Genomic DNA, 26641 nt, shown 5'->3' on the forward strand with positions numbered 1-26641 from the left:
CCACGGCACGTAGTGCCGTGGGCGCGGAGGCAGGGCGTGCTTGACCAGCCATTCGGCTGTTGGAAAGCGCTTCTCTTGGTTACCTTCTCTTTGCACGAGCAAAGAGAAGTAACTCGCTTCCCGAAAGGGGAGCGAAAGCCTTTGCCATTGTTTTTGCCACTGCCTTTCCCAAGCAGAAGAGAAGCAACGACGAAAGCCAAAGCAAGCGCTTGAAAGCAGAGCTTTCACTCCTGCTCCGCAGGAGCGAGTTACTTTTCTTTGCTCGTGCAAAGAAAAGGTAACCAAAAGAAAGCACGGCCGGACGCGAGCCGATGCGGCTGCGCCGCATCGGTCCCCTGCGCTCCTCGCGGGCCGGGGGGACGGCGCACAACTCGCTTCGCTCAGACACGTGCGCCTCTTCGCCCCCCGTCCCGCTGCGGTGCTCGGCTCGCTCTACGGCAGGGAGGTCAAAAGCCGAAGCAACAGCCAAAGCCAAGGCAACAGCCAACGGGGCAAGCCCCGCTGCTACGGGGCGGCAGAGCCTCGTAGGTGCCGGGCTTGCCCGGCACGGCTCTTGCCACCACGAATCACATCGCCAACTGCGCCAGCGACTGCGCCTGCAAGCGCTCGTAGATCGCGAACTCGTCGGCTGCCGGCGCGCCCAGTGCCTGCTCAAACGCATCGCGGTTGGCGCGGGCGGCATAGGCGCGCTGCTCCTCGCCACCGAGGTTGGACTGGAAGATGCCCGCGGCGCTGACCGGCAGGAAATCCTCGTAGATGATCGGCTCGGCCACCGCCAGTCCGCGCTCGATCAGCACCTCGGCCGGCAGCGCGCGTTCGGTGGCCTGCGCGGCACAGCCGGCATCGGTCAGCGCGTAGCGGTAATAGCCCAGCCCTTCGCGGCGCAGGGTGGTGTGGTCGTCCGGGAAGCCCGTGAACGCTGCTTGCAGGCGCTGGGCGTAATCGCCGCCAGCGCTGCCCGCGCCCTCGCGCGCCTGCGCCAGCAGCGTGTCGTACAGCGCGCGGCCCTTCGGGGTGAGGGCCAGGCCGCGCTGCTCGATCTCGCCGAAGCGCGCGGTGTGGGTGCCGGCGGCGTTGTCCGCGCCCGACGGGAAATGCACCAGTTCCTCCAGCGCCTTGAAGCTGGTCTGACGCAGCAGGATCGGGCATGCGCGGCGCGGCGGGCCTTCGATCACCGCCTTGGCGGCGATGCCGCGCGCATGCATCGCCGCCTGCGCCGCGTCGATGTCCAGCGTGCGCGGGGTCAGGTGGTTGATGTGCGGGCCGCGGAAGCTGACCACGTCGGCCACCAGCCGGTGCGCGGCGTGCAGGGCATGGTAGGTGTCCAGCGACACGGTGGCCGCGTTGTGCCAGCGGAAGGTTTCCAGCGCCTCGACCACGAAGCGCCAGGCGTCCTCTTCGCTCAATCCACCGTCGCGCTCGCACTGCTCGATCAGTTGCAATGCGCCGGGGGTGAAGATGTTGCGGCGGGAAAGAATGTCGGCCGCCTGCGCGCGCAGCGCCTCGTCCTCGATCAGCTCCAGCCGCAGCAGCGAAGTGAACACGCGGAACGGATTGCGCATCAGTGCTTCGCCATCGACCGGGCGGAACGCGGTGGAATGCACCGGCACGCCGGCCACCGACAGGTCGTAGTAGCCCACCGGCTGCATGCCCATCACCGCGAACAGCCGCCGCAGCGTGGCCAGTTCCTGCGCGGTGCCGACGCGGATCGCGCCATGCCGTTCCACGTCCAGCCGCTCGCGCTCGCCGCTGCGGCGCATGCGCTCGGCCAGTTCCGGCTGCGCGTCCAGCACCTTGGCGTTGGTTTCGCCGACCAGCTCCACCAGCGTGCCGTACAGCGGCACCTCGGTACGGTACATGTGCGACATCGACTGCGAGAACAGGCTGCGGATGTGGTCGGGCGAAACGAAACGGTCGGCGGTCATGTCGGGGCGCGCGGGCGCGGTGGCGGGAAAGCCGCCATTTTCGCCCGGATGCGGGGTCTCCAGCCATTTCCGGAGAAATGGCCCCGAAGAATGAGGCCCGTGCAACGGGTAGGTCGGGGCTACGCCCCCGACGCAAGGGATACGGGAGCGCCCGGTGTCGGGGATGTAACCCCGACCTACGGAGGCTTCTCCCTTCGGGAGAAGGTGCCCGCTCGCGCAGGCAGGATGCCGAAGCGGACGGCGAAGCCGGCCCGAAGGGCATGCCGCAGGAGCGGCATGCAAGGGCGGATGAGGGGCGAGCGAGGTCCAGATGGTTCAGCCATCATGGACTTCGCTCGCCCCTCACCCCAACCCCTCTCCCAGCGGGAGGGGGGCTTCAATCTCGGCGGGCGGCGGCGTCACGCCTGGCGCGGTCACCGAGCTGGCGTTGCAGCAGCGGGTCGAGCCGGATCGGCCGGTCCCAGTGGTCGTAGCTGGCCACCAGCGCATGCCGCACCGCGCGCCAATGCAGGTTGTCGGGCGCCACCGGCAGTGTCTGCACCACGGCTTTCCAGCCCTCGTCCGGATGCTGCGCACGCGCGCGCACCGGCTCGCGGCAACTGGTGCCGATGGCCTTGCCCCAGAAACAGGCGAACCAGACATCGGCGGCCGCCCAGCCGTGCTGTCGCATCAGCGCTTCGGGATAGCCGCGCCGCGCGCCGCCGTAGCGCACCAGTTCATCGACGAAGGCTTCCGGGTAGCGATCGGCATAGCGGTTGACGTCGGCCAGTTGCCGGTCGAGCCAGGCATCGCCGGTGCCGGGGACATAGGCGGCGCCTTCGTCCGATGGCGTGACCTCGCTGGTGGACTGCCCCAACGCCGGTAACGCGGTTGCGCCGCACAGCAGCAACACGGCAAGCAGCGCGTGGCGTGCTGCTGCCCCTGCTCGCGGCGCACGCGCGTTCACGCGGTTCCGGCCTCGATGGCGGCCACCGCCTGCGGCCATTGCCATGCGGTATCGGCCAGGCGCAGGCGCGGCTCGTCGGCCGATACGCCGTGCTCGGCCTCGTGCGCCCAGGTCACCGCATAGGGCGTGTGCACGCCCCAGCCGCCCAGCGCCAGCACCGGTTCGATGTCCGAGCGCAGCGAGTTGCCGACCATCACGAAGCGCTCGGCCGGCAGGTCGAACTCGGCCAGCACCCGCGCGTAGGTCTGCGGGTCCTTCTCGGAGACGATCTCGATCCGCGGGAACAGGTCGCGCAGCCCGGAGCGCTCGATCTTCTGCTCCTGGTGGAACAAATCGCCCTTGGTGATCAGCACCACCGGCCAGCGCGCGGCGATGGCGGCCACCGCCTCGCGCACGCCGTCGATGACCTCGACCGGATGTTGCAGGGTGCGGCGACCGATCTCGACGATCTCGTGCAGGTGGCGCGCGGAAATGCGCTCGCCGGTCAGCTCGATGGCGGCCTCGATCATCGACAGGGTCATGCCCTTGGCGCCGTAGCCGAACACCGCCAGGTTGCGCCGCTCCACCTTGAGCAGGTGCCGGGCGGTACCGGCGTCGTGCAGGTCGATGTAGTGGCCGAGGATGGATTCGAAGTCCTGCTCGGCACGGCGGTAATAATCTTCGCTCTTCCAGAGCGTGTCGTCGCCGTCGAAGCCGACCAGGCCGATGGCGGAAGCGGTGTTCGGGGAAGTCATGGGCGCAGGATAGCAACCTGCCGCGGCCGGAGGGAGCGGCCCGCGGCCGCTCCCTCCGGTTCAATGCATGGATGCGCCGGCGCGTGGTTCAGCGCTGCTGTGCGGCGGTATAGGCACGGTATTCGTCGGTCGTCAGCTTGCCGTCCTTGTCGGCGTCGGCGGCGTCGAAGACCGACGCCAGGCCGGCGTGGGCCTGCGACTCGGCGCGGCTGATGGCGCCGTCGCCATCGGTATCCAGGCTCTCCCACGACTGGTCGCCGGATGCAGCGGCCGCGGCATCGGCGGCGGTGCCCTGCTGCGCCTGCGTCGCCGGGTCCTGGGTCTGCGGCTGCGGTTCCGGCTGGGTCTGCTGGGCGAAGGCCGGCATGGCCAGCATGGCACCGGCGGCGGCAACGAGGGCGAACAGCGGGTTGCGGTTGCGAACGGTCATCGGATGTTTCCTCCTGCGATTCGGGGTGCGCGGTGATTCCGCACGGCCCCACCCTCGCAAGCCCGCCCTGAACTCCGTTTGTGGCGGAAATCCGCGGCGAATGCATCGTTAACCCTTGCCACGACGGGATCGGTTACGGCACTGGTTAGGCCGACGTGAGCGGCCGGTGAGGCGCGCATTCGGGCGTTCCATCCATGAACCCGCCACCGCCCGGAAGCGGCGTTCAATCGCCGCCGGTGTCACCTTCCCGCGTCACCTGCGAACTGAACGCCCGCCATCCCAGCCCCACGCCGACCAGTGCGCCGACCACTTCCAGCACGACGCGCGTGCCCAACTGGTCCGGATCGTGGATGCTCGCCAACGCCAGCCGCGCGTAGAGCGGCGACTCCAGCCGCACCATGCCCAGCGAGAACATCTTCCAGATGTCCACGCCGGCGCCGATGGCGACGGCAGCCAGGCAGGCCCAGCCGATGGCGTGGCCCTGCGACAGCCCGATGCGGCGGCAGACCTGCCACCACAGCATGAACACCACGAAGCCGACCGCCAGCGCGATCAGGGCTGCTTCCAGCGAGCCGAGCAGGCCGTAGTGCAGTTGCAGGTTCATCGGGTACCGGTCGTCGGCGGGAAAGCCGCAGTGTATCCGGGCCGCGCCGGCGGCACGGATCAGCGTACCGGGAAGTCGTAGGCGGTGCCGGGCGTCGGCTCCGGCTGGAAGGTGTAGTGCCACCATTCCATCGGGTAGTTGGCGAAGCCTTCGGCGCGCATCGCCTCCAGCAGGCGCTGCCGGTTGCGGCGCTGCGACGGGGTGATCTCCGCGCTGTCGGTGTGGGCCAACGGGTCGAAGCGGTCGAAGCCGGTGCCCATGTCCCGTTCCACGCAGGTGCCGCCACGGCAGTCGAGCAGGCCCAGGTCGACGGTGGCGCCGCGGCTGTGGCCGGACTGCGCGGCGATGTAGCCCTGCTCCACCAGCAGGCCCTTGTCGATATTCGGGTAGTAGCGGGCCTTGGCCAGCTGGTCGGCGGGGTCGTCGACCCAGCGCATGAACGACTGCACCGCACGCACCGGGCGGTAGCAGTCGTACAGGCGCAGCGCGTGGCCCTGCGCCTGCAGCCGGCGCTGCACCCGCGCCAGCGCCTGCGCGGCCGCGGCATGCAGGTAGCAGCGCGGCGCCTCGTAGCCGGGCACCGGGCGGCCGGTGAAGTTGTCGCTGCCGGCATAGCGCATGTCCGGCACGAAGCCCGGCGCCAGCGTGGCGACGTCGAGCATGCCGGCCTGCGCCGGGTCGGACGCCGGCGATATCGCCGGCGCGTCACCGGCTGCCGCGCCGGCCGGGATCAGCAACGACGCGGCGATCACGACCATGTGCCGGAGCGGATGGACCATGCGGCGACCTCAGCGCCTGCCGGCGTCGGCCGCCAGCGCGTGCAGGATGCGCAGGTCCTCGGCATCCAGTTCGCCGCCGTCCAGGCCGCGAAAATGGTTGCGGAAGGCGCGCACGGTGGCTTCGCGGTCATCGAGCGGGTAGCCGACCAGCCGCAGCGCCGCCCACGGGTCGAAGCTGTCCGGCGCCGGCGGCGCATCGGCCGCCGGCCAGCGGCCGAAGCCGGCCTCGGCCAGCCGCCGCCACGGGAACAGCGGGCCCGGGTCGATCTTGCGGGTGGGTGCGAAATCCTGGTGCCCGACCACCTGCGTGCGCGGGATGCGCAGGCGCGTGCACAGGTCCTCCAGCAGCACCAGCAGGCTGTCGATCTGCGCCTGGGCGAACGGTGAGCGGCCGTCGTTGTCCAGCTCGATGCCGATCGAGGCGGAATTGATGTCGGTGATCGTGCCCCAGCTGCCGGCGCCGCCGTGCCAGGCGCGCCGTTCGTCGCTGACCAGCTGGTAGCGCTGGCCGTCGCGGCCGATCAGGTAGTGCGCGCTGACCGGGCCGCCGCTGTTGCGGCTGCGCAGCGTGTCCAGGCTGCGCTGCACCGAATCCTGCTCGGTGTAGTGGATGACGATCAGGACGGGCCGGCGCAGGTCGTGGTTCGGCGAGGGCACCCAGGTGGCCAGCGGGTTGCGCGCGGGTACGTGGCCGCAACCGGCCAGCAGCGCGGTGGCCAGCAGCAGCGGGAACGTCGCAAGTCGGATCTGCATCGTGTTCATGCCGGTATCGTGCCTGAAGTGAACATCATGACCGTGCATCGCCGCGTCACCGGCAATCGCCGACGCGGCTGAATTCCAGGTCCTGGAAGTCGTAGCTGAAGTCGATGTCCGGGTCGATGGCGCGCAGATGCAGGCGCCGCCGCGGGCCGTCGCCGGTGAATTCCAGCCAGGCATCGGCGTCCTCGCCGATGCCCTGCCAACGCACCCACGGGCGGCCGTCGGCCAGCATCACCCGGCCGTGCATCGCCGGCGATTTCTCGGAGGCGAAGGCGATGTCGTCGCCGGCCGGGCACAGTGCGACCCGGCCGAACCACGGGTCGGCCCACACCCCGGCATCGGCGCCGAAGCCGGCCACCGTGGCCGGCACGCCCTGCGGAAGGGGAACGGGGCCGTGGCCGCCGGCGCGGCGTTGCGCGGCTTCCCGTTCCAGCAGGCCGGCGTAGTACGCCACGTCGAGGCCGGCGCCGGGCCGGGTCTGCTGCTTGAGCAATGCCTGCATCAACGCCGTGCGCGCGTCCTCGGCCTCGCCGTTGATCAGGATCACCGCGCCGCTGCGCCGGTCCGGCAGCAGTGCCAGCGAGGAATACATGCCCGACAGCGTGCCGGTGTGCGCGACCTTCCATTGCCCATCCATGTCCGACAGGCGCCAGCCGTAGCCATAGGCGTGGAAATGGGTGTTGTCCCAGTCGCGCTGGCGCTGGCCGACCGGCATCGACATGTGCGCGGTCCACAGCGCGCGGCGTTGGGTTGCGTCCAGCCAGCCCGGCGCCTGTTGCGGGTCGAGCAGCACCTGCATCCAGCGCAGCATGTCGTTCAGGCTGCAACGCACGCCGCCGGCCGCCATCGACGGGAAGTCGTCCACGCGCGCCGGGTCGGCCGCCGCCGGAATGTTTCGCGCGGCCTCGCGCCGATGCGGGCGCGCGACGTTGCCGACCGCCGCCGGCGACCACGGCCCGGCCTGGCAGCGCGCCATGCCCAGCGGTTCGAAGATTTCCTCGCGCAGCAGCTGCGCATACGGCTTGCCGCCGGCCGCGGCCGCCACTTCGCCGGCCACCACGTACAGCAGGTTGTCGTAGGCATAGTCGGCGCGGAAGCTGCCCGCCGGCTTGAGGTGGGCCAGCCCGGCGATGATGTCCTCGCGGCTGAAATGGTTCGGCTCCGGCCACAGCATCAGGTCGCCGGCGCCCAGCCCGAGGCCGCTGTTGTGGATCAGCAGGTCGCGCACCTGCATGTGCGCGGTCACCCACGGATCGTGCATGCGGAACTGCGGCAGGTGCCTGGTCACTGGGTCGTCCCAGCGCAGCTTGCCGGCCTGCACCAGCCGCGCCAGCACCGCGGCGGTCATCGCCTTGGTGTTGGAGGCGATCTTGAACAACGTGTCGGCATCGACTGGTACACCCTCGCCCGCAGCCAGTTCGCCGCGGGCGCCGGTATAGGCGACCTTGCCGTCCTCGATCACGCCGACTGCGATGCCCGGCAGCCGGTAATGCGCGTAGGCCGCGTCCAGCGCCTGCTGGTAGCGTGCCGCACCATCATCATCGACGGCGGCATGGGCGGCGGCCGGCAGCAACAGCAGGCACAGCAGCAGGCGCTTGGTCGGCATGGTTCCACTCCGCGGTTCGTGATTGTCCAAAGCGGCGCTGCCGTGCATTCCTGCACGGCAGCGGGTGTCGCGGCAAGCATTGCCGGCAGTGGCCCGGATCAGAAGTTCCAGGTCACCACCAGCTGCGCGTAGCGCGGGGACTGCCAGCGGGTGCCGGTGCCGTACAGGCCACGGGTGACGCCCGGCCCCTTCTCGTAGCGTGCGCGCTGGTTGATGACTTCCTGCTCGTTGAGCAGGTTGTAGACCGACAGACGCGCCTTCAGGTCGACGCCGTCCACCGGCAGGGTCCAGGTGACGTTGGCGCCGAGGTTGTAGGTCCACGGCATGCGTCCGCCCCAGCCACGCCCGGCGTATTCGAACTCGCGCTGGTCCCAGGTGCCGTCGCAGTTCTTCACGCAATGCCAGAACGAGCCACCGCCGGAGCCTTCGGTCACGAAACTGGCGGCACCGGTGCTGTCGTCCGGCCATGCAACGCCCAGCGCGGTGATCGGCCCGCCGGACAGCGCGGTGAAGGTGCCGCCGAAGGACCACATCTCGTTGAGCTTGTAGCTGCCGCGCAGCTTGATCTGGTGGCGATGGTCGTTGAACAGCGGACCGTAGTCCTGGTTGTTGGCCGGGTGGTCCCAGTGCTGGACCATGCCGGTGTCGCCGTAGTTGGTATCCGAGTTCACCGGGCCTTCGTGGTTGCCCTCGGACTTGGACCACAGGTAGGACGCGTTGAATGCCCACTTGTCGTCCCAGGCGCGGTCGATCTGGAATTCCAGCGCCTTGTAGGTGCGCTTGGGCTTGAAGTAGCCCACCACCTCGCCACTGCCCCCCTTGATGTAGCCGGCCTTCGAGGTGTCGATGGTGATCCAGCCCTCGGTGTCGCAACCGATGTCCTCGTTGCCCCAGATGGTCACCTTCTCGCCGGGGTTGGCGATCGGCCACAGGCTGTAGCCGACCGGGCCGCAGGGGGTGTGGTTGATGCGGATGTCGTCCATCGCGTTGGGCATGCGCCGGTAGGTCGCATTGACGCCCCACGACCAGGCCTGGTTGATCATCTGCTGGAAGCCGAGGATCGCCTCGTCCTGGTAGACCGCGTCCAAGTCGCGGCTCACGCTCTGGCGCAAGTCGTCGACCGGCAGGTTGTAGGAATCGTCGACCGGGCCGATCTGCGCCCCGAGGACCGGTTCCATGTAGCCGGAGCCGGTGACCGGGTTGGTCGCCGCCCGCCAGCCGTCCAGCGCGTAGAAGGTGCGCTCGTCGATCAGGCCGCCGGCGAAGTTGTAGTTGATGATGTTGGTGACCGGCAGGTAGTAACGGCCCAGGTTGCCGGACAGCTTGGTGCTGCCGTCACCCTTCATGTCCCAGCTGAAGCCCAGCCGCGGCGACACCAGCTTGTCCATCTTGATGAAGCTGGCGCCGCTGGCGGTCTTGTTGTCGAAACCGTCCACGCGCACGCCCAGGTTCAGCACCAGGTTGGGGGTGACGCTCCAGACGTCCTCCAGGTAGTACGCGTTGGCCGTGGTCTCGAACACGCCGCCATCGATGCGCCGGCGCCCCATCACGATCGCGTCGACGCCGCCGGGCACGAGCGCGCCATTGTCCAGCTCGGCGCCGGGCGTGGCAGCGAAGACCGAGTAACGCATGCCGGTCGAACCCGGGTAGCGCGTGGTGCGGTCCGTGGTCATTTCCTCGCGGTCCAGGCCGAAGCGCAGCAGGTGGTCGCCCAGCACCCATTCGAAATCCAGGCGTCCCACCTTGCGCTCGTCATGGTGGTCGACCACCGACGTCGACGTGCTGGGGTGGCAGCTGACCGCCGGCTGGCCCATCGCGGTGTAGACGCTGTTGTAGCTGGCGTCGATGAGCACCTGCGAGCACAGCGCGTCGGCCGGCGAGGCACTGAGCGCCCGGCTGCGGTTGACGCCGTACATCGCCTTGGCGGTGAAGTTGTCGCCGAACTGGCCGATGTAGGTCAGCGAGCCGTTCTTGCCGCCGCCATCGTCCACGCTGGTGCCCTTCAGGTCACCGATGGCGCGGGTGTCGAAGTCGTAAAGACTGGTCGAATTGTCGGTGCTGCCCTCGTCCGAGAAGGCCAGCAGCTCGAGCCGATGGTCGTCGGTGATGTTCCAGTCCAGCTTGGCACCCCAGAATCCGTTGTCGGACTTGGCGCGCGACCACTCGGTGCCGGCGTTGTTGGTGTTGCCGTAGGTGCCCTGGCGCTGTTCGTACATGCCGAAGAAGAACAGCCTGTCCTTCACCAGCGGGCCGGACGCCCACACGTTCGCCTTCATGAAGCTGCTGGTGTCGTGGCTGGCCTTGTACACGGCCGAGGCCGCGGTGCCGTCGCCGTCGACCCTGTCGAACTGGTGGTCGTCCGCCTTCGAGCGCCATGCGTTCGGCTCGAAGGTGAACTCCACGCCGCTCTTGAATTCGTTGCTGCCGGAGCGGGTCACCGCGTTGATCACGCCGCCGGTGCTGCGGCCGAACTCCACCGAATAGCCGCCGGTCTTGACCTGGAATTCCTGGAAGAAGGCGAACGGCGCGCTGGAAAAACTCTGCCGGCGGTAGAAGTCGGTGACGTTCAGGCCATTGATGAAGACCGAGTTCTCGGCCACCGACGAACCGCCGAAGCTGATGCCGCCGAACGAGGAGTTGCCGCCGACCACGCCCGGCGCCAGCAGGGCCACCGAGCCCATGTCCTGCGCCACCGGCATGCGTGCCAGTTCTTCGCGGGAAACGGTGGTGACCGTCTCGGTCGAATACACGTCTACCCGGTTGACGATGCGCGAGCCGACCACCTGGATCGAGTCCAGCGTTATCGCCTCGCCGCCACCACCGAGGTTGACCGTGGTGGTGCCGCCCAGCGCCACGTTGACGCTCAACGGCTCGCCCTCGCTGCGGCCGTCGCGTTGCAGCTGCAGGCGGTAGTCGCCTACCGGCAGCTGGCCGAGGCGATAGTTGCCGTCGCGGCTGGCGGTGACGGTGCGGGTCAGGCCGGTGGCGGTATTGGTGATGGTGATCTGGTCGCCGGCGTTGGCGCGGCCGGCGATGGCGCCGGTGGCGCTCTGCGCCATGACCGTGGGCGCCAGCGCTCCCAGACAAGCACCCAGTGCGACGCAGAGCGCCGCCTTCTTCAGCATTTTCGTGTTCATCGTTCTGCTCTCTCCTGCAGAGGTTGGAAGTACGGCGGTGGTGCAGCGCTTCAAGCCTCCGGCGGCGGCAATACCTGCCACCGGAAGTCGTAATCCCACTGGTCGAAATAGAGGTTGCCGCCGGCCCACTCCACTTCGCCGCGTTGCGAATCCACCGTTTCCGAGCGGAAGTGCCGCTTGGCCGGCCACAGCGGTTGCGCGTAGTCGTCGTTGAAGGTGATGCGGTAGGCGTCCAGCCCGCCGAAATAGAAGTCGCGCAGCGCCGGTTGCGCGCTGTCGAGCGCGCCGGTGGTCACGTCCATCGGCACCCAGCCGTAGGGCGCCAGGTACAGCGCGCCCCAGTCATGCAGGTTGCTGTAGCCCACCGCGTCGTCCGAATACACCATGCCCGACTGCCAGCGCGCGGGGATGCCGTTCAGCCGCAGCAGCGCGATCAGCAGCAGCGTCTGCTGGCCGCAGTCGGCGTGGTTGGCGTGCAGCGCGTGATCGCTGATGTTGCCGAGGGTGGAATATTCGCGCGCGCCGCCCCACGGGATGCGGTCCACCGCGTCGAACAGCCTGCGCGCGACGCGGTACGGGTGGGTTTCATCGCCCACCACTTCGCGCGAGAACGCACGCAGCGCCGGGGTGAACAGCACGTGCGGGGCGCGCTCGGCCAAATATGGCGCCAGCGCCGGGTCGTGCGGCGTCGGCTGCACCTTGTCCGGGTCGATGGCGACGTGGCGCGCGTACACCGTCAGCTCGTAGCTGACCGAGAACTCGGTGGGGGTGCCGGCCACCGCCGTGCGCTCCAGGTAGGCGGTGCGCTGCAGGGTCGATTCCGGCGCCACCCGCGCGCCTTCCGGCACGCTGCCCAGCCAGCGGATGTCCTGCTGCTGGCCGGCGATGGCGCGCGGGTACGGGATCCACGCGCGCACGGTTTCGCCGGCCGGCACCGCGTCGGCCTCAACCGTGAGCGACTGCGTCACCCGCACCCGCCGCGGCGCGACGCTGGAAGCGCCGCTGGCCTGCGCGGCGGCCAGCACTTCGGCATGGTGCGGGGTCAGCACTTCGAACGGGCCGGGCGCGGGTGGCTTGATCGTGGGCGCGCGCCGCGCCACCGCCGCCGCGCTGACCCGGAACAGGTTGGACGGCGCACGCTTGAACCAGCGGCGCTCGCCGTCGATGTCCAGGTGCTCGATCAACCCGGCCTCGTCCCAATCGCGGAATTCTTCCTCGCGCAGGTCGGGGATGTAGCGGCGCACCGCCGCCATCGCCTGTTCGCGGTCCAGGCTGAAGTCCAGCCGTATCCGGCGCATGCGCTCGCGCTGGAACAACCAGTCTTCGCGTTGCGCCGCGGGCAGGTCCTGTTGCCGCAGTGCCGCATCGATCTGCGCCTGCGCGGCGGCGAAATCGCCGCGGTCCACGCGCGTGGCCACCTGCGCCAGCGGCTCGCCCGCGGCGGCCGCGAACGGCAGCAGGCACAGCAGCCCGGCAGCGAGCCGGCGCTGCCGGGAGGCGACAAGAACGGGGGCGAACTGGCGAAACGCGGATTCCACGGCAACACTTCCCGGGTGCAGGGTGGTGGAGGTGGTGTAGCACGACCCCGATGGGCGGTCAATAATTTATTCTTGCTTTCGACGAACAAAGGAATAACTATTCTTCACGCATCCCGATGGAGCCCGCCGATGAACGCCCTTTCCTCCCGGCTGCCGCTTGCGCGCGTGCTGCTGCTGGCCGCGGCCCTGTGCGCGGGGCCGGCCTTCGCGCGCGGCACTGCGCCCGTGGTCGCGCCCGGCCACGCCGGCATCGTCGGCCTGCACGAGGCCTACCTGTCGCCCGGTTACTGGATCGCCCGACAGGCCGAACCGGACCGGGTGATCCTCGACCGCGCCGGCATCGCCGCGCAGAACGCGCGCATGCGCCAGCTCGACGGTTCCATCCATGACCTGCGCGCGCTGCCCGCCACGCTGGCGCGCGATTTCGTGCGCGAAAAGATCGATGCGATCTCGCACCTGCCGCCGCGCACCCTGTACGACGTGCAGGGCAACGAGATCAGCCCCGCGCAGCTGCGCGCGATCAGCGACAACCTCGCGCTTGACCGCATCCCCGCCAGCCGCCCGCTCCAGTACGGGCTGGTCGTGCACCGCGCCGCGCTGCGCGCCGTCCCCACCGGGCTGCGCGTGTTCAGCAGCCGCGGCGATATCGACATCGACCGCTTCCAGGAATCGGCGCTGTTCCCCGGCGATGCGGTGGCGGTGCTGCACGAAAGCGCCGACGGCGACTGGCTGTTCGTCGCCAGCGAGCGCTACGTGGCATGGATCGAAAAGCGCTTCGTCGGCATCGGTGACGCCGCGCAGGTGTTCGGCTACGGCGCCCACGGCCCGTACCGGGTGATCACCGGCGCCACCGCCTCCACCGCCTACACGCCGGAGGAACCGCGCCTGTCGCGGCTGCAGCTGGACATGGGCGTGCGCGTGCCGGTGCTGGCCGACTGGCCGCCGCTGCAGCCGGTCAACGGCCAGCAGGGCCATGCCGGCCACGTCATCCAGCTGCCGGCGCGCAACGACGACGGCAGCCTCGCCCTGCTGCCGGCGCTGCTGCCGCGCTCGCAGGACAGCAGCGACGACTACCTGCCGCTGACCCCGCGCAACCTCGTCACCCAGGCGTTCAAGTTCCTCGGCGAGCGCTACGGCTGGGGCCATGCCTACGACACCCGCGACTGCAGCGGCTTCGTCTCCGAGGTCTACCGCAGCTTCGGCGTGCTGCTGCCGCGCAACACCAGCGCGCAGGCGGTGAGCCCGGCGCTGGACCGCCTCGCCTTCGGCGACAAGGACGGCAAGGCCCGTCGCGACGCCGCGGTGGACGCGTTGCAGGTGGGCGACCTGGTCTACATCCCCGGCCACGTGATGCTCACCCTCGGCCATGCCGACGGCATGGCGTGGATGATCCACGACACCTCCGGCGGCAGCTGGTTCGGCGCCGATGGCAAGCGCGTGCCGGCCCACCTCAATGGCGTCTCGGTGACGCCGCTGCAGCCGATGATGGCCAGCGACACCGCCAGCTACGTCGACCGCATCACCAACATCCAGCGCATCCGCCCGCGAACCGCCAAATGAAAATCACCGACATCGAACTGGGCATGCTGCGCGTGCCCCTGAAGACCCCGTTCAAGACCGCGCTGCGCACCGTGGAGACGGTCGAGGACATCGTGGTGCTGGTGCGCACCGACAGCGGCCACACCGGCTACGGCGAGGCGCCGGCCACCGCGGTGATCACCGGCGACACCCACGGCTCGATCGTCGAGGCGATCACCCAGTGCATCAAGCCGCGGCTGATCGGCGAGGACGTCGCCAACCTCAACCGCATCTGCGCGCTGGTGCAGGGCTCGCTGGAGCGCAACACCAGCGCCAAGGCGGCGGTGGAGATCGCCCTCTACGACCTGTGGGCGCAGCTGCACGGCGCGCCGCTGTACCAGATGCTCGGCGGCGGCGACCCGGTGATCACCACCGACATCACCATCAGCGTGGACTACATCGACAAGATGGTGGCCGACTCGCTGTCGGCGATCGAGCGCGGCTTCGAGTCGCTGAAGATCAAGGTCGGCAAGGACATCGGCCTGGACATCGAGCGGGTCAAGGCGATCCATGCCGCGGTCGAGGGCCGCGCGCTGCTGCGGCTGGACGCCAACCAGGGCTGGACCGCCAAGCAGGCGGTGTACGCGATGCACGCGCTGGAGAACGCCGGGGTGGTGCTGGAGCTGCTGGAGCAGCCGGTCAAGGCCGCCGACATCGACGGCATGAAGTACGTCACCGAGCGGGTCAACACGCCGGTGATGGCCGACGAGAGCGTGTTCGGCCCGCACCAGGTGTTCGAGCTGATCCAGCAGCGCGCGGCGGACATCATCAACATCAAGCTGATGAAGACCGGCGGCCTTTCCAACGCGATCAAGGTGGCCGACATCGCGGCGCTGCACGGCATCCCGTGCATGATCGGCTGCATGCTCGAATCGAGCATCAGCGTGGCCGCGGCGGTGCACCTGGCGGTGGCCAAGGCCGACGCGATCACCAAGGTGGACCTGGACGGGCCGTCGCTGGGACAGTTCAACCCGGTGCGCGGCGGGGTGATCTTCAACGAGTCGGAAATCAGCATCACCGACGCGCCGGGATTGGGCATCACCGAGGTCGAAGGACTGGAGATGCTGAAGCCATGACCACGGCAGCACCGGCAACCGGCACCAGCGCTGTTGCTGTTGCTGTTGCTGTTGCTGTTGCTGTTGCTGTTGCTGTTGCCCGTGATTTTGCCGTTGCCCTTCGGCTTTTGACTTCCCCTGCCGTAAAGCGAGCCGAGCACCGCAGCGGGACGGGGGGCGAAGAGGCGCACGTGTCTGAGCGAAGCGAGTTGTGCGCCGTCCCCCCGTCCCGCGAGGAGCGCAGGGGACCGATGCGGCGCAGCCGTATCGGCTCGCGTCCGGCTGTGCTTTCTTTTGGTTACTTTTCTTTGCACAAGCAAAGAAAAGTGACTCGCTCCTGCGAAGCAGGAGTGAAAGCTTTGCTTTCATGCCTTGGCTATTGCCCCCTTCCCGAGGGGGGGAATCAAGTTCCTTGGGAAAGGGAAGGCGAGGCAATGAAGGGAAGCAGGAGCAAAGGCTTTCGCTCCCCTGTCGGGGAGCGAGCTACTTTTCTTTGCTCGTGCAAAGAAAAGGTAGCCAAAAGAAAGCACGCCCTGCCTCCGCGCCCACGGCACTATGTGCCGCGGGTCCACTCCGCCGCCGGGATTTTTCGACACGACATCCATGTCGTGTCGAAAAACGACGTGCATCCATGCACGCCGCCCCTGCGGGGTCTTGTCCGTCGGCTCCGTCGCTACGGAAGGGAACCCGGAAAGTCAAAAGCAGGAGCAGGAGCAACTGCAACAGCAACAGCCCCCCTCCCCGGCCCTGCGCTGCGCGCAAGGGAGGGAGAAAAGCCCCGCAAATCCTTTTAGAGTCACCCCTTCGCAGCCGACGCCCCGCCCATGCCCCCACTGGTGAAAATCCGCTCCGAGCGTGACCAGATGTCGGCGATCGAACGCCGCATCGCCGACTTCATCCTCGACAACGCCCACCTGCTGCGCGACTACTCCTCCCAGCAACTGGCCAACGCCCTGGGCATCAGCCAGTCCAGCGTGGTCAAGTTCAGCCAGAAGCTCGGCTTCAGGGGCTACCCCGACCTCAAGTACTCCGTCGGCGCCGCCGTCGCCCTGGCCGGCAACGGCAACGGCAACGGCGGCGTCACCGAATGGCCGCCCGAAGCGGCCCCCAGCGGCTACCAGCACCTGGCCGACACCCTGCGCCGCGCCAAGACCGCCGCCGAAGAGGAAACCCGCGTCGCCAACCCGCAGGAAGAAGTGGAAGCGGTGATCGCGCTGATCGACGCCGCCCCCAAGGTGTTCGTCTACGGCCTCGGCGACGACGGCCTGTACGCGCGCGAGTTCGCCATGCGCCTGGCGCTGCTGGGTATCCTCACCGTGCAGCACGCCGACCCCATCCTGATGACCGCCAACCTGTCCGCGGCGCGCCCCGGCGACGTGCTGCTGGTGTTCTCCGAGTTCGGCAAGCTGCCGCAGCTGTGGCAGCTCTCGCGCCAGTTCCAGGAGACCGGCGGCAAGGTGGTGTCGATCACCCGCCACACCGCCAACCCGCTGCGCGCCCACGCCGACGCCTCGCTGGCGATCTGCGCCCACGACCCGCAGCCGCCGGTGGCGCAGCTGCTGTACCGCTGCTCGCTGCAATACCTGCTCGACTTCGTGTTCGTGCTGCTGTGCCACGCCAACCCGGACCGCCAGCGCCAGCTCGCGCAGAACCAGGAACGCATCCAGCAGATGATCGACACCTGATGACCGGAGCCACCGCCATGCCCTTCCCGTTCCATTCCGCCGCCCGCCGGCTGCTGCCGCTGCTGGCCCTGCTCGCGCCGGTGGCCATCGCCACCACGCCCGTCCACGACGCCACGCAGCTGGTGGTGGTGACCACGCCGTCCTGGGACGCCCCGGCCGGCCGCCTGCAGGCCTATGAACGCACCGAGCACGGCTGGCAGGCCCACGGCGCCGCGTTCGACGTGGCGCTGGGCCGCAACGGCAGCGCCTGGGGCATCGGCCTGCACCCGGCGCAGGCCGACGGCCGGCAGAAGCAGGAAGGCGACGGCCGCAGCCCGGCCGGCGTGTTCGCCATCGGCGAGGCGTTCGGCTATGCGCCGCGCATCGACAGCGGCATGCCGTACCGGCCGATGCTGGCGAGCAACTACTGCATGGACGTGCCCGACTCGCCGTTCTACAACCGCATCGTCGATGCCGAGACGGTCGGCGCCGACGCGGTGGAAGGTTCCAGCGAACCGATGCGGCTGGACCTGCACGACGACGGCGACCGCCGCTACCGCGAGGGCTTCGTGATCGAACACAACCCGCGCGCCGAGCCCGGCCGCGGCAGCTGCATCTTCGCCCACCTGTGGCGCCAGCCCGGCGAGCCCACCGCCGGCTGCACCGCGATGGAGCCCGGGCACATGGCCGCCCTGCTCGGCTGGCTCGCCCCGGCCGCGCACCCGCTGTTCGTGCTGCTGCCGGAAGCCGAGTACGAGCGCCTGCGCGAAAGCTGGGGCCTGCCCGCGCAAAGCCCCCAACCAAAGGCAGGTCGGGGTTACACCCCCGACGCACGAGACATGAAGGTGCCGGCGTCGGGGGTGTAACCCCGACCTACGGCTGCCCCCGACAACCCAAGGCCGCGACTGGCGTCGCTCCTGCAACACCCCTCCCCGCCCATGACCACACCCGCCCGTCGCTTCCGCCTCTCCGCACCGCTCAAGGTGCTGCTCTCGTTGCTGGCCGGCGCCGTGGTCGGCCTCGCCCTGACCAGCACCGACAAGGCGCTGGCGCTGCAGGTGGCCGACGTCGCCCGGCCCATCGGCCGGCTCTGGCTCAATGCCCTGCAGATGACCGTGGTGCCGCTGGTCACCGCGCTGGTCATCGTCGGCGTCAACACCGCCAGCAACGCCGCCGCGTCCGGGCGCATGGCGCGCAACGCGATCGCCGTGTTCATCGTGCTGCTGGTGGCCGCGGCGGCGTTCTCCGCGGTGGCCACCCCGGCGCTGCTGGGGCTGGTGCCGCACGACAGCGCCACCCTGCTGGCCTTCCGCGAGGCCCTGCACGCGCCGGAAACGCAGTCCGCGCCGGCCAGCGCCGGGCAGTGGATCGCCTCGCTGATCCCCAGCAACGTGCTGGCGGTGGCCTCGGCCAACGCGATGCTGCCGCTGGTGGTGTTCGCGATGTTCTTCGGCTTCGCCCTGAGCCGGCAGGACGCCGCGCGCCGCGAGCGCGTGCTGGACATCGTCCGCATCGTCGGCGACACCATGATCACCATCGTGCGCTGGGTGCTGTGGGCCGCGCCACTGGGCGTGTTCGCGCTGGTGCTGGTGGTCTGCGCCGAGGTCGGCATGAGCGTGCTCGGCGTGCTCGGCTGGTACATCGTGCTGATGTGCGTGATCTATGTCCTGATCACCCTGCTGCTGTACCTGGTGGCCCTGCTCGCCGCGCACGAGGGTCTGCGCCGCTTCGCCGCCGCGCTGGTGCCGGTGCAGGTGATCGCCGGCAGCACGCAGTCCTCGCTGGCCTCGCTGCCGGCGATGATCGACAGCGCCCGCAACCGCCTCGGCTACCCGGCGGCGCTGACCGCGCTGGTGCTGCCGATGGCGGTGTCGCTGTTCCGCATCACCAGCCCGGCGCAGTACATCGCCGTGGCCAGCTTCATCGCCTGGCTGTACGGCATCGACATCACGTTCTCGCAGTACGCGGTGGCGGTGCTGCTGGCCGCGGCGATCAGCATGGGCTCCACCGGCCTGCCCGGCCAAGCCAACTTCATGACCAACAACATGCCGATCACCCAGAGCATGGGCCTGCCGATCGAACCGCTGGGCGTACTGCTGGCGGTGGACACCATCCCCGACGTGTTCTGCACCATCGGCAACACCACCGGCGACATGACCGCGACGTCGATCGTCGCCCGGCACAGCGGGCCGCAGGCGGACGACGCACCAGTCGACGGCTGAGCATCACCGTGCCGTGAGCACGCCGCCACACCGCGCGTGTATGGTGTGGCGGCGGCGACGCGCACCGCCTTCCACCCACTCCCGGGAGAACACCATGCCCCGTTCCATGCTGCTTGGCCTGGCCCTTGGCCTCGTGCCCGCCCTGTTCACCGCCGCCTGCGCCGCCGACCCGGCCGCCGAGGCCGCGCTCAAGCCCGCGCAACAACCCTTCACCACCACCGAGGTCGCACGCTTCGACGAACCGTGGGCGATGGCCTTCCTGCCCGACGGCAGCCTGCTGGTCACCGAAAAGGCCGGCAAGCTGGTCCACTTCGACCCGGCCAGCGGCAAGCGCGCCGAAATCGCCGGCGTGCCGCAGGTCGCCTACGGCGGCCAGGGCGGCTTCGGCGACGTGGCCCTGCATCCGCATTTCGCCGACAACGGGCTGGTCTATTACAGCCATGCCGAGGAAGGCGAGGGCGATACCCGCGGCGCGGCGGTGGCGCGCGCGAAGCTGCAACTCGATGCCGACGGCGGCGGCAAGCTGGTGGATGCGCAGGTGATCTGGCGGCAGACGCCGAAGGTGTCCGGCAACGGCCATTACGGCCACCGCCTGCTGTTCGGCGCCGACGGCAAGCTGTGGATCAGCTCCAGCGAACGGCAGAAGTTCGACCCGGCGCAGGACATGAAGACCAACCTCGGCAAGATCATCCGCCTCAACGACGACGGCAGCGTGCCGGCCGACAACCCGTTCGCCGCGCAGGGTTCGCCGGCCGACCAGGTGTGGTCGCTGGGCCACCGCAACATCCTCGGCATGGCCTTCGACGCGCAGGGCCGGCTGTGGGCCGACGAGATGGGGCCGAAGGGCGGCGACGAGCTGAACCTGATCCAGCGCGGCGGCAACTACGGCTACCCGCTGGTCTCCAACGGCGACCACTACGACGGCCGCGACATCCCCGACCACGACACCCGCCCGGAGTTCGTCGCGCCCAAGGTCAGCTGGACCCCGGTGATCTCCCCGTCCAGCCTGGTCATCTACGACGGCGCGCTGTTCCCGCAGTGGCGCGGCAGCGCCTTCATCGGCGGGCTGTCGTCGCAATCGCTGGTGCGCGTGGCCTTCGACGGCGACGACGCGCGCGAGGCCGAGCGCTTCGACATGGGCCAGCGCATCCGCGCGGTGGCGCAGGGCCCGGACGGCGCGCTGTGGCTGCTGGAGGACGGCAGCAAGGCACGGCTGCTGAAGTTGACGCCGCGCCCGTAGGTACGGGGCTTGCCCCGTACGCGCATTTACCGGGAAAGCCACGATGAAACAGGCCACGTTCGCGACCCACGACGTCCACAACCAGCCGCCACCGCCCGGGCCGTTCGACCTGTGGAAGGACGACGCCGGCCTGCGCGAAGCGGTGGCGCGCGAGGGCGGCGATGCGTTCGCCGCGCGCCTTGCCGGTTACGGCGCGCTGGCCGGCGGCGAACTGCTGCACCTGGCCGACGACGCGCACCGCGACCGCCCGCGCCTGAAGACCCACGACGCCTACGGCCGGCGCCTGGACCGGGTCGAGTTCAACGCCGCCTGGCACGACGTGATGGGCAAGGCGATCGCGCACGGCGTGGCCGCGCTGTCATGGGCGCAGCCACAGCCGGGCGCGCACGTGGCACGCGCCGCGCTGAGCTACCTGCACTACCAGGCCGAGCCCGGCAGCAGCTGCCCGCTGACCATGACCCACGCCGCGGTGCCGGTGCTGCGGCAGGCGCCGGCGCTGCGCGAATGGGCGGACAAGGCCTGCGCGTTCGACTACGACGGCCGCGACCTGCCGCTGGCGCACAAGCGCGGCGCCACCCTCGGCATGGGCATGACCGAGAAGCAGGGCGGCAGCGACGTTCGCGCCAACACCACCCGCGCCATGCCGCTGGCGGCGGAGGGCGAGTACCTGCTGGTCGGGCACAAGTGGTTCTTCTCCGCGCCGATGTCCGACGCCTTCCTGGTGCTGGCGCAGGCGCCCGGCGGCCTGAGCTGCTTCCTGCTGCCGCGCTGGCAGCCGGACGGGGCGAAGAACGCGCTGCGCCTGATGCGGCTGAAGGACAAGCTGGGCGACTGGTCCAACGCCTCCAGCGAGGTCGAGTTCGAGAACGCCTGGGCGTACCGCGTCGGTGCCGAAGGGCGCGGCGTGGCCACCATCCTGGAGATGGTGATGCTCACCCGGCTGGACTGCATGCTGGGCTCGGCCGGGCTGATGCGGATGGCGCTGCGGCAGGCGCTGCACCACGCCCGCCACCGCAGCGCATTCGGCAAGCCGCTGCTCGGGCAGCCGCTGATGCGCAGCGTGCTGGCCGATCTTGCATTGGAGTCGGAAGCGGCCACCGCGCTGGCGCTGCGCGTGGCCGGCGCGGTCGACCGTGCGCCACACGACCCGCACGAGGCGGCGCTGGCGCGGATCGCCACCGCCATCGGCAAGTACTGGATCTGCAAGCGCGCGCCGGGCCTGGTCAACGAGGCGCAGGAGTGCCTGGGCGGCATCGGCTACATCGAGGACACGCTGCTGCCGCGCCTGTACCGGCAGGCGCCGCTCAATTCGATCTGGGAAGGCTGCGGCAACATCCAGTGCCTGGACGTGCTGCGCGCGCTGGCGCGAGAGCCCGCGACCGGAGTGGCGCTGCGCCATGAACTGCAGGCGGCGGCGGGCATCGACGCACGGTTCGACGCGGCACTGCACGCCGGCATGGCGCTGCTGGAAGCCGGCGCGGACGAAGCCGGCGCGCGCGCCCTCGTCGAACGGCTGGCGCTGCTGTTGCAGGGCGCGGCCCTGCTGCGCGGCGGCCACCCGCTGGCGGGCGCCTGGTGCGGCGCCCGCCTCGGCGACGCGCGCGCGGCCACCTACGGCGCCCTGCCCGCCGGCATCGACGCCGATGCTGCCCTCACCCGCGCGTACCTGCCCGGTTGAAGGCGGGAAAGGCGCATTTCGTCGCCGCATTCCCGGTTTCGTCGCATCGCGCTTGCCGGCGGCGGCGAAGGCTTCCATCGTGGCAGCCGCTGCATGTGCAGCGCCGAGCGACGCGAGCACGACCATGAAAGCCCTGACCGTCCTGCTGCTGTGGTGCCTGCTGTGGGTGTTGTGCTGGCCGCTGGCGCTGCTCGCGCTGGTGCTGTGGCCGCTGGCATGGCTGCTGTCGCTGCCGTTCCGGCTGGTCGGCATCACCTTCTCGGCGCTGTTCGCCTTCCTGCGCGCCCTGCTGATGCTGCCGGCGCGGCTGCTGGGCCATGACGACCGCAGGCCGCAGCCAGCGCAGTGACGCGAGGCGGGCATTCGATCGATGGCGCGTCGGGGGCGTAGCCCCGACCTACCGGCGCAGCCTCGTCGGCCGGGGCTACGTCCCCGGCGGTATTGCTGTTCGACATGGTCCGCCGGGTACCCGACGACCGGACATCAGCCGCCCTCGCCATCCCCCCGGCGCATGCGCAGGCTCAGGCCGATGGCCTGCACCAGCCCATAGCAGACCAGCGCGGCGGCCAGGCTCATGGTCAGCGGGCTGGCATTGCCCGCGCCCGAGGCCATGCCCTGGCTGAACGCACCGTCGTACCAGCGCCATGCCAGCCGCGCGACCAGCAGCAGCGACAGGGCGCCGCCGATCCACGGATTGGGCGTATAGCCCGGCTGGCCGTCACGCGCGCCGAAGCGGGTGTGGCGCAACGCGAACACGCCCAGCCCGGTACCTGCCACCGCACCGGCCAGCATGCCCGGCGCCACGTGCGGCAGGTACAGCGCGGCCAGCCCCAGCAATGCCACCACCACCGCCAGCAGCACGATGCGCACGAGCGTGCGGCGTGGCCGCCACGGCTGCCAGCCGAAATGGCGGCGGATGCGGCGGTAGTACAGCCAGCCGAAGCCGGCGGTCATCAACCAGGGCATGTAGACGGGCAGCGGTGCGGGCATGGCGGCTCTCCGTTGGGCCCGGCGAGCATCGCACGGCCGGCCGCCGCTTCAAGGTGTCAACTGTCACCCGTGGATGCCGGGTGCGCCCGGCACGGGCTTTCCTGCCGAAGCTTCCTGCGGGGCAAGCCCCGCAGCTACGTACAAGGCCGCACGCCGTAGGTGCCGGGCTTGCCCGGCACGGGGCTTTCCCGCCAAAGCCTCCTGCGGGGCAAGCCCCGCAGCTACGTACGAGCCCCCGCGTCGCTTGACCGGGCACGCCCGGTCAAACGTCGGCGGGCGGCAGCAGCTCGAACTGCACCGGCTCGCCGCTGGCCGACGAGGCGCACACCCACAGGTCGAACAGGCCCGGCTCGGCGGCGAACACGCCATCGACGCCGGTGAAGGCCAGCTGCTGCCGGTCGAGCCGGAACACCACGTCCTTCGCTTCGCCCGGCGCCAGCGCGACCTTGGCGAAGGCCTTGAGCTCGCGCACCGGGCGCACGCGGCTGGCGACGCGGTCGTGCACGTACAGCTGTACCACTTCCTCGCCGGCCACCGCGCCGGTATTGGTGACGGTGGTGGAGACGACCAGTTCGTCGTCCCACCCCAGCCGCTGCGTGCCCAGCCGCGGGACGCCATAGTCGAAGCTGGCGTAGCCCAGGCCATGGCCGAAGGCGTACAGCGGCGCGTTGGGAACCTCGCGCCAGCGGGCCTTGAACTCGGTGACCCCCGGCAGTTCCGGGCGCCCGCTGCGCGGGTGGTTGTAGAAATACGGCTGCTGCCCGGAGTGCCGCGGGAAGCTCACCGGCAGGCGCGCGGACGGGTTGTAGTCACCGAACAGCACGTCGGCCACGGCGTGGCCGGTCTGGGTGCCGAGGTACCACGTCACCGCGATGGCCTGCGCATCGCGCACCGCGCCGTGCAGCGCCAGCGCGCGGCCGTTGCGCAGCAGCACCACGACCGGGGTGCCGGTGGCGGCCACCGCCTCGGCCAGCGCCTGCTGCGCCGGCGGCAGGGTGATCTCCACCCGCGACTGCGCCTCGCCGCTGTAGCGCTGCGGTTCGCCCAGCGCCAGCACCGCCACGTCGGCGCGGCGCGCGGCGGCCACGGCCGCGTCGATGCCGCCGTCCAGTGGTTCCTCCAGCGCGCAGCCGGGCACCACCTCCAGCAGCGCAGCGTCGTCCAGCGCCGCACGCACGCCGGCTTCCAGGGTGACGTAGCGCGACTTGTCGCCGAACAGGGTCCAGCAGCCCTCGATGTTGTCGCGGTCCTGCGCGAACGGGCCGATCAGCGCGATCCTCTGCCCGGCCTTGCGCAGCGGCAGCAGTGCGTCGTCGTTCTTCAGCAGCACGATCGAGCGCCGTGCCGCATCGCGCGCCAGCGCGTCGTGCGCGGCGATGTGCGAATCGTCGGCCTCGCGCGCCGGATCCAGCGAGCGGTAGGGGTCGTCGAACAGGCCGATGGCTTCCTTCAGGCGCAGGATGCGGCGCACCGATGCGTCCAGCAGCGCCATCGGCACCTGCCCGCTTTCGACCAGCGCCGGCAGGTGCGCGGCATAGAAGCCGCTCTGCATGCTCAGGTCGAGCCCGGCGCCGAACGCCTTGCAGGTGGCATCGCGTTCGTCGGCGGCATAGCCGTGCGCGATCAGCTCCATGTCGGCGGTGTAGTCGGACACCACCACGCCGTCGAAGCCCCATTGCCCGCGCAGCAGGTCGGTCAGCAGCCAGCGGTTGGCGCTGGCCGGCACGCCGTTGATGTCGTTGAACGCGCTCATCAGCGCGCGCGCGCCGGCCGCCAACGCCGCCTTGAACGGCGGCAGGTGCACGTCGTGCAGGGTCTGCGGCGCGATGTCCACCTGTGCGTATTCCATGCCGGCGGCGACCGCGCCATAGGCGGCGAAATGCTTGGGCGTGGCCAGCAGCGAATCGGCCGCGCGCAGGTCCTCGCCCTGGAAGCCGCGCACGCGCGCGGCGGCGAACACGCAGCCCAGCAGCACGTCCTCGCCGGCGCCCTCGGCGCCACGGCCCCAGCGCTGGTCGCGGGCGACGTCCACCGCCGGCGCGTAGGTCCAGTGGAGGCCGGCGGCGGTGGCCTCGATGGCGGTGGCGCGGGCGGTGCGCCGGGCCAGCTCAGGTTCGAAGCTGGCCGCCTCGCCCAGCGGGATCGGGAACACCGTGCGCATGCCGTGGATCACGTCGGCGGCCAGCGCCACCGGGATGCCGAGCCGGCTTTCCTCCACCGCCACCCGCTGGATCTCGCGGCCCTGCGCCGCGCCGACGCCGTTGAACAGGCAGCCCACGCGGCCGGCGCGCACCTGTTCCAGCACCTGTCCGGCGTTGCGGACGTTGGACTCAGGGTTCACGTCGGGCGCGAACGGGCGGACCATGTCGGCGAACACGCCCAGCTGGCCGACCTTTTCCTCCAGGGTCATGCGCGCGAGCAGGGTTTCGATGCGGTCGGCAGCCACCGGCAGTCCTTGTGGGGAAAACGCTTTCAGGCCGCGGATTCTAGCGCCGCCGCCCGTTCCCGCAGCGCCATCAGCATCGCATCGCTGGATTGCTGGAACACGCGCAGGCCGAACTCCGGCAGGATCGCCAGCAGGTGGTCGAACACGTCCGCCTGCACCGCCTCGTACTGCACCCACGCGACCGAGGCGGTGAAGCAGTACAGCTCCAGCGGCAGGCCCTGCGACGTCGGTGCCAGCTGCCGCACCATCAGGGTCATGCCCTGGTTGATGCCGGGGTGGCTGCGCAGATAGCGCTCGACGTAGGCGCGGAAGGTGCCGAGGTTGGTCATCCGCCGTGCGTTGACCTCCTCCGGGTGCGCCTGCGCGACCTGCGCATTCCATTGCGCCAGTTCCTCGCGCTTGCCGGCCAGGTAGTCGTCGAGCAGGCCGAAGCGCTCCAGCCGCGCCAACGCGGCGTCGTCGAGGAAGCCCACGCTGTGCTGGTCCAGCAGCAGCGGCCGCTTGATCCGGCGCCCGCCCGACTCCTGCATGCCGCGCCAGTTCTTGAACGACTCGGTGACCAGCTTCCGGGTCGGGAAGGTGGTGATGGTCTTGTCCCAGTTCTGCACGGTGATCGTGTGCAGGGCGATGTCGATCACGTCGCCGTCGGCGTTCTGGCTGGGCATCTCGATCCAGTCGCCGATGCGCACGCGGCCGTCGCCGCTGATCTGCACGCTGGCCACCAGCGAGAGGATGGTGTCCTGGAAGATCAGCATCAGCACCGCGGTGGCCGCGCCCAGCCCGGTCAGCAGGTGCAGCAGCTTGACCCCGGCCAGCGTGGCCACGATCGACAGGCCGGCCAGCACGAACACCACGATCTTGACCACCTGCAGGTAGCCCTTGATCGGCTTGTCGCGCGCGTCCGGGCGGCGCTCGTAGATCGCGTTGAACAGGTCCAGCGCATGGCTTGCCGCCAGTGCCACGGTCAGCACCACCCATGCCTGGCAAGCACCGGCGATGAAATGCACCAGCCCCGGCGGCAGCCCCGGCACCAGCACGATGCCGGCGGCGATCACCACCGCGGGCACCACGTTGGCCAGCCGCGGGATCACCTTCAGGTCGCGCCTGCCGCCGCCCTGCTCGGCCGGCAGCATCCGCAGCATGCGCTTGAGCCCGCGCAGCAGGATCCGCCTGGTCACGTAGTTGGCCAGCCATGCGGCCAGCAGCAGCAACGCCAACACCACGACCGAATACGCGCCCGGGTGGGCTTCCAGCGCCTGCTGCGCCTGTTGCAACCACGGCCACTGCACCATCTTTTCCAACATCAATCG

21 protein-coding genes are annotated in these 26641 nt (G+C 69.9%); 8 read left to right on the top strand and 13 right to left on the bottom strand.

Going from position 1 to position 26641, the window contains the following annotated elements; all coding sequences use genetic code 11:
* Nucleotides 1-566 precede the first annotated feature (566 nt).
* The 10 genes from MIC98_RS00335 to MIC98_RS00380 all read right to left on the bottom strand — a co-directional run bounded on the left by MIC98_RS00335 (nucleotide 567) and on the right by MIC98_RS00380 (nucleotide 12290).
* Entirely contained in the window at nucleotides 567-1925 is a 1359-nt protein-coding gene (locus MIC98_RS00335; protein ID WP_239734880.1) for a VOC family protein, read from the bottom strand.
* Nucleotides 1926-2301: 376 nt separating this feature from the next.
* The gene (locus tag MIC98_RS00340; RefSeq protein WP_239734881.1) at nucleotides 2302-2871 is read right to left on the bottom strand and encodes a hypothetical protein; all 570 of its coding nucleotides are present in this window, start codon (nucleotides 2869-2871) and stop codon (nucleotides 2302-2304) included.
* Nucleotides 2868-3605, bottom strand: coding sequence for an HAD family hydrolase (locus MIC98_RS00345; RefSeq protein ID WP_239734882.1), 738 nt, complete (start codon nucleotides 3603-3605; stop codon nucleotides 2868-2870). Before MIC98_RS00345 ends, MIC98_RS00340 begins: the two co-directional genes overlap by 4 nt.
* An 88-nt stretch (nucleotides 3606-3693) precedes the next feature.
* Entirely contained in the window at nucleotides 3694-4035 is a 342-nt protein-coding gene (locus MIC98_RS00350) for a hypothetical protein (RefSeq protein WP_057639208.1), read from the bottom strand.
* A 223-nt stretch (nucleotides 4036-4258) separates the two neighbouring features.
* A complete protein-coding gene (locus tag MIC98_RS00355) occupies nucleotides 4259-4639 on the bottom strand; it encodes a hypothetical protein (RefSeq protein ID WP_239734883.1) in 381 nt (126 codons plus the stop codon).
* Nucleotides 4640-4698: 59 nt separating this feature from the next.
* Complete coding sequence (locus MIC98_RS00360) at nucleotides 4699-5397, bottom strand: M15 family metallopeptidase (RefSeq protein ID WP_239737964.1); 699 nt, start codon at nucleotides 5395-5397, stop codon at nucleotides 4699-4701.
* Nucleotides 5398-5427: 30 nt separating this feature from the next.
* Entirely contained in the window at nucleotides 5428-6171 is a 744-nt protein-coding gene (locus MIC98_RS00365) for an N-acetylmuramoyl-L-alanine amidase (RefSeq protein WP_239737967.1), read from the bottom strand.
* Between the two features lie 55 nt (nucleotides 6172-6226).
* Nucleotides 6227-7783 carry a serine hydrolase domain-containing protein gene (locus MIC98_RS00370; protein WP_239734884.1) on the bottom strand — a complete coding sequence of 519 codons (1557 nt, stop codon included), beginning with the start codon at nucleotides 7781-7783 and terminating at the stop codon, nucleotides 6227-6229.
* A 98-nt stretch (nucleotides 7784-7881) separates the two neighbouring features.
* On the bottom strand, nucleotides 7882-10920 hold the full coding sequence (locus MIC98_RS00375; RefSeq protein ID WP_239734885.1) for a TonB-dependent receptor: 3039 nt from the start codon (nucleotides 10918-10920) through the stop codon (nucleotides 7882-7884).
* A 50-nt stretch (nucleotides 10921-10970) separates the two neighbouring features.
* Entirely contained in the window at nucleotides 10971-12290 is a 1320-nt protein-coding gene (locus MIC98_RS00380) for a transglutaminase domain-containing protein (protein WP_239737969.1), read from the bottom strand.
* A gap of 297 nt (nucleotides 12291-12587) precedes the next feature.
* Here MIC98_RS00380 and MIC98_RS00385 point away from each other — a divergent pair, with 297 nt between their 5' ends.
* The 8 genes from MIC98_RS00385 to MIC98_RS00420 all read left to right on the top strand — a co-directional run bounded on the left by MIC98_RS00385 (nucleotide 12588) and on the right by MIC98_RS00420 (nucleotide 22244).
* Entirely contained in the window at nucleotides 12588-14018 is a 1431-nt protein-coding gene (locus MIC98_RS00385) for an SH3 domain-containing protein (RefSeq protein ID WP_239734886.1), read from the top strand.
* Nucleotides 14015-15112, top strand: a complete 1098-nt coding sequence (locus tag MIC98_RS00390) for a dipeptide epimerase (RefSeq protein ID WP_057639202.1) — start codon at nucleotides 14015-14017, stop codon at nucleotides 15110-15112. The genes MIC98_RS00385 and MIC98_RS00390 overlap by 4 nt, the downstream gene beginning before the upstream one ends.
* A gap of 803 nt (nucleotides 15113-15915) precedes the next feature.
* Nucleotides 15916-16776 carry a MurR/RpiR family transcriptional regulator gene (locus MIC98_RS00395; RefSeq protein ID WP_239734887.1) on the top strand — a complete coding sequence of 287 codons (861 nt, stop codon included), beginning with the start codon at nucleotides 15916-15918 and terminating at the stop codon, nucleotides 16774-16776.
* A 17-nt stretch (nucleotides 16777-16793) separates the two neighbouring features.
* On the top strand, nucleotides 16794-17621 hold the full coding sequence (locus tag MIC98_RS00400; RefSeq protein ID WP_239734888.1) for a L,D-transpeptidase family protein: 828 nt from the start codon (nucleotides 16794-16796) through the stop codon (nucleotides 17619-17621).
* Nucleotides 17622-17693: 72 nt separating this feature from the next.
* Nucleotides 17694-18977, top strand: coding sequence for a cation:dicarboxylase symporter family transporter (locus MIC98_RS00405; RefSeq protein WP_239734889.1), 1284 nt, complete (start codon nucleotides 17694-17696; stop codon nucleotides 18975-18977).
* A gap of 94 nt (nucleotides 18978-19071) precedes the next feature.
* The gene (locus MIC98_RS00410) at nucleotides 19072-20217 is read left to right on the top strand and encodes a PQQ-dependent sugar dehydrogenase (protein ID WP_239734890.1); all 1146 of its coding nucleotides are present in this window, start codon (nucleotides 19072-19074) and stop codon (nucleotides 20215-20217) included.
* A gap of 43 nt (nucleotides 20218-20260) precedes the next feature.
* A complete protein-coding gene (locus MIC98_RS00415) occupies nucleotides 20261-21895 on the top strand; it encodes an acyl-CoA dehydrogenase family protein (RefSeq protein WP_239734891.1) in 1635 nt (544 codons plus the stop codon).
* 124 nt (nucleotides 21896-22019) lie between these two features.
* The gene (locus MIC98_RS00420; protein ID WP_239734892.1) at nucleotides 22020-22244 is read left to right on the top strand and encodes a hypothetical protein; all 225 of its coding nucleotides are present in this window, start codon (nucleotides 22020-22022) and stop codon (nucleotides 22242-22244) included.
* Nucleotides 22245-22378: 134 nt separating this feature from the next.
* Here the strand turns inward: MIC98_RS00420 and MIC98_RS00425 are convergent, their stop codons facing one another.
* The 3 genes from MIC98_RS00425 to MIC98_RS00435 all read right to left on the bottom strand — a co-directional run bounded on the left by MIC98_RS00425 (nucleotide 22379) and on the right by MIC98_RS00435 (nucleotide 26635).
* The gene (locus MIC98_RS00425) at nucleotides 22379-22885 is read right to left on the bottom strand and encodes a hypothetical protein (RefSeq protein WP_239734893.1); all 507 of its coding nucleotides are present in this window, start codon (nucleotides 22883-22885) and stop codon (nucleotides 22379-22381) included.
* Nucleotides 22886-23147: 262 nt separating this feature from the next.
* A complete protein-coding gene (locus MIC98_RS00430; RefSeq protein ID WP_239734894.1) occupies nucleotides 23148-25331 on the bottom strand; it encodes a glycoside hydrolase family 3 N-terminal domain-containing protein in 2184 nt (727 codons plus the stop codon).
* Nucleotides 25332-25357: 26 nt separating this feature from the next.
* Entirely contained in the window at nucleotides 25358-26635 is a 1278-nt protein-coding gene (locus MIC98_RS00435) for a mechanosensitive ion channel family protein (RefSeq protein ID WP_239734895.1), read from the bottom strand.
* Nucleotides 26636-26641 lie beyond the last annotated feature (6 nt).

The organism is Stenotrophomonas sp. NLF4-10 (genome assembly GCF_022359915.1).
GTDB lineage: Bacteria > Pseudomonadota > Gammaproteobacteria > Xanthomonadales > Xanthomonadaceae > Stenotrophomonas > Stenotrophomonas daejeonensis.

Coding starts and splice junctions, on each gene's coding strand:
- MIC98_RS00360 (WP_239737964.1), bottom strand. CDS start 5,397: ATGGTCGTGATCGCCGCGTCGTTGCTGATCCCGGCCGGCGCGGCAGCC.
- MIC98_RS00420 (WP_239734892.1), top strand. CDS start 22,020: ATGAAAGCCCTGACCGTCCTGCTGCTGTGGTGCCTGCTGTGGGTGTTG.
- MIC98_RS00435 (WP_239734895.1), bottom strand. CDS start 26,635: ATGTTGGAAAAGATGGTGCAGTGGCCGTGGTTGCAACAGGCGCAGCAG.
- MIC98_RS00395 (WP_239734887.1), top strand. CDS start 15,916: ATGCCCCCACTGGTGAAAATCCGCTCCGAGCGTGACCAGATGTCGGCG.
- MIC98_RS00345 (WP_239734882.1), bottom strand. CDS start 3,605: ATGACTTCCCCGAACACCGCTTCCGCCATCGGCCTGGTCGGCTTCGAC.
- MIC98_RS00410 (WP_239734890.1), top strand. CDS start 19,072: ATGCCCCGTTCCATGCTGCTTGGCCTGGCCCTTGGCCTCGTGCCCGCC.
- MIC98_RS00405 (WP_239734889.1), top strand. CDS start 17,694: ATGACCACACCCGCCCGTCGCTTCCGCCTCTCCGCACCGCTCAAGGTG.
- MIC98_RS00425 (WP_239734893.1), bottom strand. CDS start 22,885: ATGCCCGCACCGCTGCCCGTCTACATGCCCTGGTTGATGACCGCCGGC.
- MIC98_RS00385 (WP_239734886.1), top strand. CDS start 12,588: ATGAACGCCCTTTCCTCCCGGCTGCCGCTTGCGCGCGTGCTGCTGCTG.
- MIC98_RS00365 (WP_239737967.1), bottom strand. CDS start 6,171: ATGCAGATCCGACTTGCGACGTTCCCGCTGCTGCTGGCCACCGCGCTG.
- MIC98_RS00375 (WP_239734885.1), bottom strand. CDS start 10,920: ATGAACACGAAAATGCTGAAGAAGGCGGCGCTCTGCGTCGCACTGGGT.
- MIC98_RS00355 (WP_239734883.1), bottom strand. CDS start 4,639: ATGAACCTGCAACTGCACTACGGCCTGCTCGGCTCGCTGGAAGCAGCC.
- MIC98_RS00400 (WP_239734888.1), top strand. CDS start 16,794: ATGCCCTTCCCGTTCCATTCCGCCGCCCGCCGGCTGCTGCCGCTGCTG.
- MIC98_RS00370 (WP_239734884.1), bottom strand. CDS start 7,783: ATGCCGACCAAGCGCCTGCTGCTGTGCCTGCTGTTGCTGCCGGCCGCC.
- MIC98_RS00335 (WP_239734880.1), bottom strand. CDS start 1,925: ATGACCGCCGACCGTTTCGTTTCGCCCGACCACATCCGCAGCCTGTTC.
- MIC98_RS00415 (WP_239734891.1), top strand. CDS start 20,261: ATGAAACAGGCCACGTTCGCGACCCACGACGTCCACAACCAGCCGCCA.
- MIC98_RS00390 (WP_057639202.1), top strand. CDS start 14,015: ATGAAAATCACCGACATCGAACTGGGCATGCTGCGCGTGCCCCTGAAG.
- MIC98_RS00350 (WP_057639208.1), bottom strand. CDS start 4,035: ATGACCGTTCGCAACCGCAACCCGCTGTTCGCCCTCGTTGCCGCCGCC.